Here is a 10,285-nt window from a genome sequence, read left to right as displayed (position 1 = left end):
TGGGCCTCGGACGTATCCGTGCTGACCGTTCGCGCCGCCGCAGGCGGGACAGTATGTAGATTCGGAGGTCATCGCAGACCGGCCAACACGATCAGCGGAAGCGAAATCAGGTCCATGGTGTAGCGGTCATGTGGCAGCCAGTGTGATTCCACTGTGGGTGGCTGGCGAATACCATTGGCCCACTCGCCGCATCCGCAGTCACTGCCGAATGCGTGGTCGCAGTCGAAATAGAAGGCGTGGCTACGGACAAGCGCGCCCGAGTAGTTGTCACGGCCGACAAGCTCGACACTTCGCGCTGAAGTCAGGCTTGTGACACGGGCCAAAATGTTGCCCGGGATCGACGGGCGGCTGCCGGAGCGGACTCGCCCGAACGCGTGGAACCCGCAGTCCGGAAGCGTGCTGTCGAGCTGTAGGTAGACAGACCTGGTGATTTGGCGGTTGCCGACTTTCAGGACGTGCACCTCTGCAGTCAGGGTCTCGACCGTCGCGGTTGTCTGATGTTCGGTCATGCGACGCCGACCACGCCGATGTTCCACCACGGGTCAACCTTCTTGACGTTGCCCCGGTTGTAGAACGTGATCATCGTGTGGGCGTGGCACTGATTGGCCGGGTTGCCGGTGGTCTCGCGCCAATCCTTCGCCTTGCGTCGAAGCTCGACGATGCCCACCTTATTCAAGCGCATCGCCAACTTCTCTTCGTCGATGGCGTCGCCATAACGGTCCTTGATGAGCGCAAGTGCGCTAATGGGGTCGCGCTGGAAACCGTCGTAGCCGTACGCGTCTCGGATCACACGGAGGGAGAACGCGAGGCTGCCGGGGCCGGACTTCTTGTAGGTGTTGATGAGCGCGGTTACACAGGAGACTTCTTCGATCTGCTTGCTCGATCCGATGACGATGCCCGATGCGCGCGCGATGCGGTCGATGTCGCATTCGAGCGGCCAGCCGGCGGTGAGGGCGTTCTTGTACTTGCCCATCGGGGACTGGTTCTTGGTGCTGTTCAGCTTGAGGAACAGGTTGGCTTCGTCTGCGGACGTGAGGTTCTCGTAGATGTGGCACTGAACGCTCTGGTCGGATCCGAGCCACTGGATCGCTGCGGCGCGGCGGTGCTGCCCGTCAACGACGTAGTACCAGCCGTCGCGGTGGGACACGTGGAGCATTCCCATCACGTCGGGGTTGAAGTCCTTGGTGAGCTTGTCGACCCACGCCTGGTCCAGGGGGCGCTGAGCCTGGGGGTTGATCTTCATCTGGTCGAGTCGGACCCAGCCGATGTGCGAGGTGAACTCGATGCGGTCGTTAGCCATTTTCAATCTCCTTGAGGTGCTTGTTGATTGCGCGCCATGCGTCGCGGGCGCGCTTGATGGTGTCGGCGGCGTCGTCTACGTGGCTGGGCCGAATCCAGGTGATGAGTTCGGAGAAGTTCTCCAGGCTGCCTGCGATCTCGGCGAGCATTTCGGTGTCGGACTTCTTGAACGGGCGCGGGGATTCGGGTGTGGCGGGCGCGTCGATCCCTTCGGTGTCGTCGGGCAACGCGGTCGACTCGGGCGGATTCACCTTCGCCTTCGCCTTGCGGGCGACGTTGGCGCGGGAGAGGTTGCCTTCTTCCTTCGCCTCCGCGAGGGCTTCCTCGAACTGGTCGTCCGAGACGCCATCGGTCATGGCGTAGATTCCCCTATCGCCTGTGCCGCCGGTGAACTCATGCAGAGGGGCGAAATCGGTCGGCGAGGACATCGACTTCTCTTCTAGATGGCGATCTACCGACACGACCTCGCCGTTGCGGACGTAGTCGCTTTTGGGGCCTCCGTTGTTGTTGGTGCGGCTTGCAATCTCGCCTCGCTCCTGCCCCTCACGGATTGCGACACCGAGGCCCCGCTCAGCCCGCCGCACGAACTCAGTGGCTTCGAGCTGCATCTCCTTGCCGAGGCGAACCTGCTTTGCCACCTCTGCGATCCCGGCCGCTTTCGCCTTGAACTCCATGATTGAGCGAAGATCCTGAGCCGCAATCGCAGCGAGTAGACCCGTCCGGGCGTGCGACAGCATCGCGGTTACGGCACGGGTCTGCGACTCGGGATCCAGTCGTTCGAGCGCCGACACCTTGGCGTCCACGTTGGGCGGAAGAATCTCGGGCGTGCGTGCGACGTTCCGCTCGCGCCGGCGCGGTGCGTTCAACTCGGCGAGGTCAGCGTCCGTGACAATCTCGCCCACCACGAGTTCGGTCATGATGCGATCCGTTCTGCGCGTCGTCGTGCGCGGATGTAGTCGTCGTGGGTCGCGCCGAGCTGTAGACAGCGGTGCCAGGCTTCTTCTCGCTGGCCGTCGTACTCAGGGGCGACCAGTGCGCGCGTGTAGATCTCCAACGCCGTCGGAAGCCGGTTGGCGCACTCGACGAGCCAGTCGTGTACGGCTGCGGTGATGCGTTTCCCGAGCGGTCCGTCGAGCTTGATCGGCCTGTTGGATGTGGCATTGGCGATGCGACGGATGGTGCGGTCGGGGTCGACGGTTGCGGTCCATGCGCGCACGCCATCGTCGACAGCGAGGATGTCATGGTGCCGACGCCGGATGTTGTACGTCATCGCGCGAGCTTCCAGACGGCGGCGAAGATGGGGATGAGTGCGAGGAGCCACAGGGCGTTCATCAGCACACCCGGTCCTGGTCGCCGCGCGCATTGATGCAGTCGCGATAGGCCTTCGCTGCGATGCGTGCAGCTTCGAGTGCCTGGGCCTGTGCGCGTGCGTTGACCTGCCGCTGGTACTCGTCGGGGTCGGTGGTCTTGTCGGCGGTGACGTCGGGGATGGACACGGGCTCGTCGTAGCTGGGGCCGGGTGTGCCGGAGCCATCCTCGATCGGTGCGCCGTTGCTGATCGGTCCGGAACCATCGTCGATGGGTGCGGGTTCGGCGTGGGCGGTGGTGATGGTGCTGGCGGCGATCATGGCTCCTGCGGTGAGGGTGCCGAGGAAGGTGAGCGCGCGGTGGGTGGTGGTCATGATGGTCAGTTCTCCTGTGAGGTATGAGGTTTAGATGTGGATGGTGAAGGCGGGATCGGTGGCGGTCCACGCCTCGTTTGCGCTCTGGTATGCGGCGCGGACCTGCGGCAACACATCGGGTTTGCGCGCATCTTCGGGCGTGAAGGTCTCCCAGGCGATGGGGAGCGCTTCGAGTTCGCGAGCCAGAGCGCGGATCGCGTCCGTGGACTCCGACCACCACGGCATCGGGAATGCGCCGCCCGTCGGGATATGAGTCAGCGACAAGTCGCGGTTCATGATCAGGTTGCCGTTCTCTTCACGACCGATGGACGGTGCGATCGCGAAGTGTTCGGTGACCAGTTCAGCGGTTACCTCGACAGGGTCGCCTCCGAAGGTGATGTTGATCTGTCGGAGCGTCATGTGTCAGTTCTCCTGCGCGAGTTCGTGACGGCGTTCGGTGAGCGTGTTGAGCCACACCTCCGCAACCGGTGCCTGTTCGGCGGGACTGAGATGGGGGTAGTAGGCCCGGGCCAGTTCGTTGGCGTCGGCACGGTCGGCCTCCCAGCGCAGGGCTTCGACGCACTCCGAGGCGGAATCACCGGCTTCGAGTTCGCCGATCAGCGCGTGCAGCACGTCGGCGGCGTACCGCATGGCCGGGGCGTTCGGGTTCCACGGGTCCTTTGAGGGCTCCCGAGTGTCGAGCTGCAGACCCGTGATGGAGCGGATGAGGTGTAGGTCTTCGTTGGTCAGGTCGCTCATGATCGGTTCTCCTGGGATTAGACGTGGATGGTGAGGCCGGGCGAGTTCTCGTCGTCGGCGGTGATCTGTTTTGCTCGCCGGTATGCGGCCTGGATCGCTTCGGAGTTCTCTTTGGAAGGCGCGAAGTTGACCCAGTCGACCGCGGCGGCCTCCAGTGTTTCGGCGAGAGTTCGCTTGGCTTCCAAGCTCTCCGTCCACCAGGGGCCGTGGATGAACCTGCCCGACGGGATGTGGGTCAGAGTGGCGCCACCGGTGAGGCGATGGTCGCCGTCGGGGCTTGAATGGACGCCGGGGACGAGCGCGAAGTGCTCAGTGACCACCTCGCCGGTGAGTTCCACGGCGCCGTTTGTGGTTTGGATGGTGATCTGACGGAAGGTCATGATCGGTTCTCCTGGTGGTTTCGGGGTTGCAGCACGTCGAGGGGTGTGCCGGTGGGTGAGGTGGTGAGGATGCGGGCTTGGAGGGCGAGCCACTGTGGGTGCAGGGCGTCCATGCGTTTGCGGTGGCGGCGTCGGCGGAGGATCACAACTCCTCCGGTGGGTAGACCAACTTCGCTGTGGCGCAAGGCCAGGGTGCCGATAGGGTGTCGTCGCCCAGGCAGTGATCGCATACCGATGCGCCGGAATAGTCGGAAGTCGGCTTGTGCAGCTCGCGGAGTGGAGCCAGGGCTTCACGGGCGGCTTCGACTCCAGCGCCGATGTCGTAGGGACCGCCCCAGTCCTCGGCCACCCGGAACGCCGCAGCCACGGCGGGATCGGAGGCGGTCATAGCTGCAGCTCGATCGGATGGCACTCCCACGTGTCGAACGGGTACTTCCCCTCAGCGTTGAGGACGTACCCGTTGCAAATGCGGGTGGCCGTCAGCAGGTGCGGACCCGTGTTTCTTGCGGCGAGATAGGTGTCACCGACCTCGACGACCCGGTCGAGCCGCACGAATGGAACGCCCTCGAAGACGCCCAGTGCGAGAACTTCCTGGAGGACGTCGTACCCGTACCTCTCGGCATCATGGTGCGCGCTCATCGCTTGGCCGCCTTGCATTTCGGGGCGAAGATCTCCACCACAGCCCAAAACACATCCGCCAACAACGACCGCGTCGACCGCGCGTAGAACTGGGCCGTGAAGTCCGGGTCCGGCTGCCACTCGGGTGGAGTGCACTCACGGGACCGGGCCTTACCTGCGGGATGACGGCGCATAGCCTCGCGGAGTTCGCGTTCCTTCTCGTCCATCCACGTCTCGCTGTTCGCCCACTTCTCAAGCTCGTCGACCATCCGCTCACGGGCGGCTGCCATGGCGAGCGGTCTACGCTCGCAGGCATGGTCGTAGGCGGCAGTCATGATGAAGCCGCGCTCCAAGTCCTGCTGATACCGGCTCATGACTCGGCCTCCTCTGAAATTCCGAACAGGTTCTGCAACTGGTCCCGCGTGTAGACCACGCAGTAATCGGGTGTGCGGTAAAGCCACTCGCCGCCCAACAGGATTGGCGTCCACTGGGAGCCGTTGTCCGTGACAATGGGGTCGGGTTCGCTCTGCGGGCTCATCACTCGGCCCACCGATCGTGATGCTCCTCGTTCGCCAACGCAGCCATCTGCGGGCCGATCTGACGACGAATAGCCGACGAATCCGCAAGCTCATCCATCGCCTGCTGCTCGTTGTACTTCGCCGACAACCACCACACCGTGCCGAACACCGACGCAAGGACACCGATCGGGAACAGGAGTGCCGGCTCCCAACGGAACAGCCAGATGCAGATGAGGGCAGTCGCGCCAATGAGGGACAGGCGGGCGAACGCGTTCATGACGCCACCGCCTCAGCCTTGACGGGGCCGACGTACACAAAGATGCCGTCACGGTGGGTGACGAGCCCCTGGTCCACCAGCCACCAAGCGGCGTCGGAGAGAGTGGTAGATCCTGTGACAAATAGGCGGGGGCCGTGGTCCATGAGTAGGCGAATCACTCCGACGCGGAACATGCGCTCAGTCGCGGTAGTCATGCCGTCACCGCCGATGCGCGCAGGGTCTCCGAGAGCTTGGCGACGGTGTCAGCGATGGCGTCAAGCTGCTCCATCCGCTCATCCGCCAAGGTGTCGTCCGGCATGATCGACGCGTGCAGGTTGCGGGCCTGCTGCCAGACGTAGTCGAGTCCGGTGGCGACCTGCATGTTGACACTGTTAGATCGGGCGACTCGGCCATGGAGGGCGTCGAGTCTCTGCTGTGTGGTGAGCGGCAGGTGATGCACTGTCGCCTGCTGAGGTGCGGGCATGAGAACTCCTGGGGTATAGATCGGCCCCGCGTCGCCGAGATGCGAGACGGGGCCAGGAACAAGAAGGACAGGGGAGCTACGCGGACTCTTGGCGCATCAGCTGCACCCACTCACGATGCTCACGCTCAATACGGGCGATCTCCCGCTCAAGCCGCAACCGCTCAGACCGCGACATCAAGTCGAAATCACCAGACGGAAGCAGCTCACGTCGACGGATCAACTCGGCACGCTCAGAATCCAGACGATCCATCGCGGCCTGAATACGAGCACGCTCAGCTGCACGCCGCTCCCGAATCGCCTCCGGATTGCGCTTGTTCGTCGACTGCGCCACGCCATGCGACTTCTCGATGCGAACCACCAGGTGCCGGGCATCACGCTCAGCGATCCGCGGATTCACTGGAACATCCGGCGATCCGGTGCGCGTGAACACCGACCAGCCCGACTTGTTCGTACGATCGAACTCGTAGCCGACACCGGTAAGGGCGCGCTCCACCAAGCCGGCGGGCGATTTGCGGTTGAAGATCATGTCAGTAGCCCCGCTCACGCATGACGTTGCCGACCGCCTGCTCACCCGTCGGGTCAAGGCCGAAGCGAAAGATGCGCTGAACCTCCGGGTCGTCACGAAGATTTCGCTTCTCCTCGGCAGAGATCGCAAGCTCTGTGGTGATGAAGTCGAAGAAATCCCAGCCGGTGCCACGAACGTCTCGGGCGAACCGGAGACACACCTTCACGATGCGGTTCGGACTCCAAGTCACCCCTGCGTTATTGAGCACGGTGCGTGTCACAGACTTGAGGTCTTCGATTCCCAGGACGCCGATCCCTGGGGTGGAGCTGGTTCGCGCTACCCGGGTTGGGGGCGGTGCGGTAAACTGGTGATGCATCTTGTTCTCTCCTTCCGATGGGGCGGGATGCCTGGCCGGTCCGTTGCAGCGGGCCGGCTTTTTCGTGTCCGGGGGTCAGGCCGTCTTTCGAACAGGCTGCTGGAGGTTGGAGCTTCGGACGACGAAGAGATCATCTCGCCCGAGCATCTTGGAGATCGCTCTGGCGCGATCGGGGTGGGTGTTGCGGGTGATGCCGTTAGCGAGCTGAGAGATCAGCGAGTGTGAGATGCTGCCCGGCTCGTCGTCGCGGATTGCAGAGCGGCGTCGTCGCGCACGGTCCCGGCGCTGCTTCTGTAGCAGCGCCGTCGAGTCGTCCGCGAAGGTGCGGTACGAACCGAGATCCTGCACGTACTCCTTGAACTTGTCTGCCGATACCTGCAGCTCGGCGTAGTCCTGGGGTTCCACTGGTGTTGTCACCTCCTGTTGCTCCAATGTCCAGCAAGAGTATCGCACCTTTCCAACCTTGTAAAGCCTTGAGGGGGAGATTTCTCGCGCTGACATGCGTGACCTGGTGTTACACGCTTGGGATTACTTTCCAGTCTGGATAGTTGGTAGGTTGCCAAGGTCCATCCCTCAGCGGAAGGTTCACGGCATGCCAGCAGTACCGAAAGACCTACCTGCGAAGTACCTCGCGCTCGCTGACGAGACGGGGGTCGATATTCGTAACCAAGTGGACCTTGAGCGAGTGACCGGGCTAGCGACTTCCTCGCTCACGAACTTCCTCAACGGGAAGACCAGAAACCCCACGAATGAGACGTGGGCGGCCGTGAGCCGGGCGTTCAAGGTGTCTGTGGATCGGCTGCGTTCAATCCGAGACGACGAGCCCGAAGGGGAGTCGATGACCCTCCCCGAGGGCGCCCACCTTCTAAACCCGGAGCAACGCCGGCTGGTGTCGAAGGTGATTGAGGAGCTGGTGGAGAAGCAGCGACTAACCCTGGAGTTGGCTCGACAGAAGTCGGGTGGGCTAAGGGATTCCGCCGGGGATGACGCGAAGGCGCGGGCGCGGGATGCCGAGTTCGGCGACGCTGCCGACAGCTTCGAGAGGGACACCAAGCAGCGCCGCAACGGCGACAGCTCCACGGGCTCCAGTTAGGCCGCCGTTCTTGCCGCAGGTTCGGATTGCGCGGATGACGGCGGCGTCGAGTTCGTCGCAGCCGACGGTGCTGCAGGTGTAGCAGGCGGGGCCGAAGTGGTCGTTGCATGCGGAGAAGGGCATGGAGTCTCCAGGGTGAGTGCGGATCTGGGAGGCGACACGTGCGGCCTGACGCGGGGAAGTCACGCTGGTCAAGGTGTTGCTGTGGATAGGATCGTCGACGATCTGTGACATGTTTCACATTTCGCGGTATTTCTTCCACTGTACGGAATCTGTTGAAACGTAAAGCTATTGCAATGTCTAAACGTGTCCCGTGCAAGCCGCAGGAGCGGCATACTCACACAACCTTGAGCCCAAAGCATGGAGGCCCCGAGATGTACCCCCAGCAGCCACCCCAGCAGCCCCAGCAGCCGCCGAACTACCCGCCATTCCAGCCGCCCCAGCCGCCGAAGAAGAAGTCCAACGTCCCGATCATCCTGGCGCTGACGATCCCGTTCGCCCTGTGCGTCATCGGCGTACCACTCGCGTTGATCGAGGGCGGCAAGAGCGCGGGGCCGGCGCGCACGACGATCGCGGCTGCCACGACTACGACGATGGATCCGGTGAAGGCTGCGGAGGTGTCCGCTGCGGCTGCGTCGTTGGCGGCGATCGAGCGAGCGGCACGGATGGATGAGTCGCGGTACACGGTGGTCGACTCGCGGACGTGGAAGGTGATTGCTCGAGACCCCGACAGCTACAAGGGGAAGTGGTATCGGATCTACGGGGTGGTGACGCAGGCGGATGCGGCTACAGGGGCGTCGGCGATCCGCATGTCGACGGACGGTGAGGTGCAGGATGCGTCGTACGACTACGACGTGAACACGATCGTGCAGGCGCCCACGTCGGACGACTCCGGGTTGAGTGATTGCGTCAAGGACGATGAGTTGAAGATGTTCGTCGAGGTCAAGGGTTCGAAGACGTATGAGACGACGTTGGGTGGGTCGCAGACGGTGCCGTTGGTGACGGTGTACAAGGTCGTGCGGCTGGTCTAGCTGTCGAGCATCCCGCTGAATGCGCCTTCAAGTGCGGCGCGGGTGACGGTCTGGTCGACGTGCGCGTATCCACGATGGGCAGCCGCCGTGCTGTGGCCGAGAATTGCCATTCGCACGTCCTCGGGTACGCCAGCGGCCAGCAAGAGGGTCGCCGTCGTGTGCCTGGCGCCGTGCTGCTGAACGTTATCGATCTCAAGCGCCCTGGTGAGTTCGTTCCACTGGCGGGTGTCATCTTGCCGGCGGACGGGTGTGCCGGCGTCGGTAGTGAAGACGAGGCTGGTTGGGCGGTCTGGTGGCGTGAGGTCGCGGAGACGCTGCAGGACGGCCGCGAGCGGCGGTATCAGCGGCACTAGGCGTGAGCGCCGAGTCTTGGTTTCGACGAGGCAGGCTGAGCGCCAGATTGGGCGGAACACGACATGGGGTGCGACGTCGAACGCGGTATCCGGGTACGCGGCATCCCCGGTCTGATGCCGCCCGTTACCCCGCTGAGCGTCTTCACGTAGAGGGAGCCACTGCAGAGACCAGGTGATGTCTGCGGTCGCGTCAGTGAGGTCGATCCGATCCCATTCGATTCCGAGGATGTCTTCTTGTCGCGCACCTGTGAAGATGCCGAAGGACCATCGGGCGAGTTCTCGAACAGCCACCCATTCGGCGGCGGTGCCGCGAGCAGTGTCAGCTTCGGCGGCGAGGTGGGTGAGGATCTTGACTGCTTCCGTGTGGTCGAGCGGGCGGCGCGTGGTGCGCTTGACGGCCGGCGGGTCGACTCGATCAACAACGTTTGCATGAGTGCGTCCTGCTTTGACGGCATCGCCGAGGATCCCGGACATCAGCCAGTGGACGTTGGTGGCGGTGCCGGTGGCGAGGCCTTTGCCGCCGTCTGCTTTGGGGCGGGTCATGGTGTTGGTGACGTCGCGGATGTCGTCGGGGGTGAGTCTGTCGAGCCGCTTGTGTCCGATGGTTGGGGTGATGTGGTTGTCGATGTAGCTGCGGGCGGTTTTGAGTGCGTTGGGCCGGAGTCTGTTGGCGGCGATCTCGGCGAGCCAGTGTTCGCACCAGGTCTTGACTGTGACTCGGGGGGAGTCGACTATCTCGCCTCGATCGACTTGGGTGCGGAGCTTGCGGAGTTCGGCGGCAGCTTCGGCTTTGCTGCTTCGGACGACACGGCGTCGGCGGCGTGTCCCGTCGGGTGCCGGGGGTAGTTCGACGCGGGCGACCCAGTATCCGTCGGCTCGTTTGAATAGGGATCCGTCGCCCTGTGCTCGACGCTTACCGGTCATGGCTGCATCCGTCCTGGTGGCACGCTGT

General features: G+C 63.6%; 19 protein-coding genes. 2 read left to right on the top strand and 17 right to left on the bottom strand.

From position 1 onward, the window contains the following. Nucleotides 1–68: 68 nt before the first annotated feature. The 16 genes from WFK95_RS10950 to WFK95_RS10875 form a co-directional block, all read right to left on the bottom strand. Nucleotides 69–509, bottom strand: a complete 441-nt coding sequence (locus WFK95_RS10950; protein ID WP_336670697.1) for a hypothetical protein — start codon at nucleotides 507–509, stop codon at nucleotides 69–71. Next, nucleotides 506–1,300: a DUF6551 family protein gene (locus tag WFK95_RS10945; RefSeq protein ID WP_336670696.1), complete on the bottom strand. Its 795-nt coding sequence runs from the start codon at nucleotides 1,298–1,300 to the stop codon at nucleotides 506–508. The genes WFK95_RS10950 and WFK95_RS10945 overlap by 4 nt, the downstream gene beginning before the upstream one ends. Further along, nucleotides 1,293–2,216 (bottom strand): hypothetical protein, encoded by a 924-nt coding sequence (locus WFK95_RS10940; protein ID WP_336670695.1) that lies wholly within the window; start codon nucleotides 2,214–2,216, stop codon nucleotides 1,293–1,295. Before WFK95_RS10940 ends, WFK95_RS10945 begins: the two co-directional genes overlap by 8 nt. After that, on the bottom strand, nucleotides 2,213–2,569 hold the full coding sequence (locus tag WFK95_RS10935) for a hypothetical protein (protein WP_336670694.1): 357 nt from the start codon (nucleotides 2,567–2,569) through the stop codon (nucleotides 2,213–2,215). Before WFK95_RS10935 ends, WFK95_RS10940 begins: the two co-directional genes overlap by 4 nt. A gap of 61 nt (nucleotides 2,570–2,630) precedes the next feature. Continuing rightward, the gene (locus tag WFK95_RS10930; protein WP_336670693.1) at nucleotides 2,631–2,981 is read right to left on the bottom strand and encodes a hypothetical protein; all 351 of its coding nucleotides are present in this window, start codon (nucleotides 2,979–2,981) and stop codon (nucleotides 2,631–2,633) included. Between the two features lie 30 nt (nucleotides 2,982–3,011). Next, nucleotides 3,012–3,380, bottom strand: coding sequence for a hypothetical protein (locus tag WFK95_RS10925; RefSeq protein WP_336670692.1), 369 nt, complete (start codon nucleotides 3,378–3,380; stop codon nucleotides 3,012–3,014). Between the two features lie 3 nt (nucleotides 3,381–3,383). Then, nucleotides 3,384–3,719, bottom strand: a complete 336-nt coding sequence (locus WFK95_RS10920) for a hypothetical protein (RefSeq protein ID WP_336670691.1) — start codon at nucleotides 3,717–3,719, stop codon at nucleotides 3,384–3,386. A gap of 17 nt (nucleotides 3,720–3,736) precedes the next feature. Then, nucleotides 3,737–4,099: a hypothetical protein gene (locus tag WFK95_RS10915; protein WP_336670690.1), complete on the bottom strand. Its 363-nt coding sequence runs from the start codon at nucleotides 4,097–4,099 to the stop codon at nucleotides 3,737–3,739. A gap of 142 nt (nucleotides 4,100–4,241) precedes the next feature. Further along, entirely contained in the window at nucleotides 4,242–4,487 is a 246-nt protein-coding gene (locus WFK95_RS10910) for a hypothetical protein (protein ID WP_336670689.1), read from the bottom strand. Next, on the bottom strand, nucleotides 4,484–4,738 hold the full coding sequence (locus WFK95_RS10905; RefSeq protein WP_336670688.1) for a hypothetical protein: 255 nt from the start codon (nucleotides 4,736–4,738) through the stop codon (nucleotides 4,484–4,486). The genes WFK95_RS10910 and WFK95_RS10905 overlap by 4 nt, the downstream gene beginning before the upstream one ends. Next, nucleotides 4,735–5,091 (bottom strand): hypothetical protein, encoded by a 357-nt coding sequence (locus tag WFK95_RS10900; protein WP_336670687.1) that lies wholly within the window; start codon nucleotides 5,089–5,091, stop codon nucleotides 4,735–4,737. Before WFK95_RS10900 ends, WFK95_RS10905 begins: the two co-directional genes overlap by 4 nt. A gap of 163 nt (nucleotides 5,092–5,254) precedes the next feature. Further along, complete coding sequence (locus WFK95_RS10895; RefSeq protein ID WP_336670686.1) at nucleotides 5,255–5,512, bottom strand: hypothetical protein; 258 nt, start codon at nucleotides 5,510–5,512, stop codon at nucleotides 5,255–5,257. Nucleotides 5,513–5,702: 190 nt separating this feature from the next. Continuing rightward, complete coding sequence (locus tag WFK95_RS10890; RefSeq protein WP_336670685.1) at nucleotides 5,703–5,873, bottom strand: hypothetical protein; 171 nt, start codon at nucleotides 5,871–5,873, stop codon at nucleotides 5,703–5,705. A 178-nt stretch (nucleotides 5,874–6,051) separates the two neighbouring features. Further along, a complete protein-coding gene (locus tag WFK95_RS10885; RefSeq protein ID WP_336670684.1) occupies nucleotides 6,052–6,501 on the bottom strand; it encodes a hypothetical protein in 450 nt (149 codons plus the stop codon). Nucleotide 6,502: 1 nt separating this feature from the next. After that, on the bottom strand, nucleotides 6,503–6,856 hold the full coding sequence (locus WFK95_RS10880; RefSeq protein ID WP_336670683.1) for a hypothetical protein: 354 nt from the start codon (nucleotides 6,854–6,856) through the stop codon (nucleotides 6,503–6,505). A 75-nt stretch (nucleotides 6,857–6,931) separates the two neighbouring features. Further along, the gene (locus WFK95_RS10875; RefSeq protein ID WP_336670682.1) at nucleotides 6,932–7,261 is read right to left on the bottom strand and encodes a hypothetical protein; all 330 of its coding nucleotides are present in this window, start codon (nucleotides 7,259–7,261) and stop codon (nucleotides 6,932–6,934) included. 187 nt (nucleotides 7,262–7,448) lie between these two features. On the opposite strand from WFK95_RS10875, the gene WFK95_RS10870 reads away from it, so the two are divergent. Together WFK95_RS10870 and WFK95_RS10865 are read left to right on the top strand one after the other, a co-directional pair. Then, nucleotides 7,449–7,949, top strand: coding sequence for a helix-turn-helix domain-containing protein (locus WFK95_RS10870; protein WP_336670681.1), 501 nt, complete (start codon nucleotides 7,449–7,451; stop codon nucleotides 7,947–7,949). Nucleotides 7,950–8,323: 374 nt separating this feature from the next. After that, nucleotides 8,324–8,980: a hypothetical protein gene (locus WFK95_RS10865; protein WP_336670680.1), complete on the top strand. Its 657-nt coding sequence runs from the start codon at nucleotides 8,324–8,326 to the stop codon at nucleotides 8,978–8,980. On the opposite strand, the gene WFK95_RS10860 is transcribed toward WFK95_RS10865, so the two are convergent. Beyond that, nucleotides 8,977–10,257 carry a tyrosine-type recombinase/integrase gene (locus tag WFK95_RS10860; RefSeq protein ID WP_336670679.1) on the bottom strand — a complete coding sequence of 427 codons (1,281 nt, stop codon included), beginning with the start codon at nucleotides 10,255–10,257 and terminating at the stop codon, nucleotides 8,977–8,979. The genes WFK95_RS10865 and WFK95_RS10860 overlap by 4 nt on opposite strands. Between the last annotated feature and the right edge of the window lie 28 nt (nucleotides 10,258–10,285).

The sequence above is a fragment of the Tsukamurella sp. USMM236 genome (assembly GCF_037148755.1).
GTDB lineage: Bacteria > Actinomycetota > Actinomycetes > Mycobacteriales > Mycobacteriaceae > Tsukamurella.
Note: the sequence above shows the minus strand (reverse complement) of the source record. Positions and strands in the feature narration are given on the sequence as shown.

Bases quoted from the DNA above. Each gene is read 5' to 3' on its own strand.
- WFK95_RS10890 (WP_336670685.1), bottom strand. From the start codon at position 5,873: ATGCAGGTCGCCACCGGACTCGACTACGTCTGGCAGCAGGCCCGCAAC.
- WFK95_RS10925 (WP_336670692.1), bottom strand. From the start codon at position 3,380: ATGACGCTCCGACAGATCAACATCACCTTCGGAGGCGACCCTGTCGAG.
- WFK95_RS10860 (WP_336670679.1), bottom strand. From the start codon at position 10,257: ATGACCGGTAAGCGTCGAGCACAGGGCGACGGATCCCTATTCAAACGA.
- WFK95_RS10930 (WP_336670693.1), bottom strand. From the start codon at position 2,981: ATGACCACCACCCACCGCGCGCTCACCTTCCTCGGCACCCTCACCGCA.
- WFK95_RS10880 (WP_336670683.1), bottom strand. From the start codon at position 6,856: ATGCATCACCAGTTTACCGCACCGCCCCCAACCCGGGTAGCGCGAACC.
- WFK95_RS10905 (WP_336670688.1), bottom strand. From the start codon at position 4,738: ATGAGCGCGCACCATGATGCCGAGAGGTACGGGTACGACGTCCTCCAG.
- WFK95_RS10900 (WP_336670687.1), bottom strand. From the start codon at position 5,091: ATGAGCCGGTATCAGCAGGACTTGGAGCGCGGCTTCATCATGACTGCC.
- WFK95_RS10935 (WP_336670694.1), bottom strand. From the start codon at position 2,569: ATGACGTACAACATCCGGCGTCGGCACCATGACATCCTCGCTGTCGAC.
- WFK95_RS10885 (WP_336670684.1), bottom strand. From the start codon at position 6,501: ATGATCTTCAACCGCAAATCGCCCGCCGGCTTGGTGGAGCGCGCCCTT.
- WFK95_RS10945 (WP_336670696.1), bottom strand. From the start codon at position 1,300: ATGGCTAACGACCGCATCGAGTTCACCTCGCACATCGGCTGGGTCCGA.
- WFK95_RS10910 (WP_336670689.1), bottom strand. From the start codon at position 4,487: ATGACCGCCTCCGATCCCGCCGTGGCTGCGGCGTTCCGGGTGGCCGAG.
- WFK95_RS10870 (WP_336670681.1), top strand. From the start codon at position 7,449: ATGCCAGCAGTACCGAAAGACCTACCTGCGAAGTACCTCGCGCTCGCT.
- WFK95_RS10950 (WP_336670697.1), bottom strand. From the start codon at position 509: ATGACCGAACATCAGACAACCGCGACGGTCGAGACCCTGACTGCAGAG.
- WFK95_RS10865 (WP_336670680.1), top strand. From the start codon at position 8,324: ATGTACCCCCAGCAGCCACCCCAGCAGCCCCAGCAGCCGCCGAACTAC.
- WFK95_RS10915 (WP_336670690.1), bottom strand. From the start codon at position 4,099: ATGACCTTCCGTCAGATCACCATCCAAACCACAAACGGCGCCGTGGAA.
- WFK95_RS10895 (WP_336670686.1), bottom strand. From the start codon at position 5,512: ATGAACGCGTTCGCCCGCCTGTCCCTCATTGGCGCGACTGCCCTCATC.
- WFK95_RS10940 (WP_336670695.1), bottom strand. From the start codon at position 2,216: ATGACCGAACTCGTGGTGGGCGAGATTGTCACGGACGCTGACCTCGCC.
- WFK95_RS10920 (WP_336670691.1), bottom strand. From the start codon at position 3,719: ATGAGCGACCTGACCAACGAAGACCTACACCTCATCCGCTCCATCACG.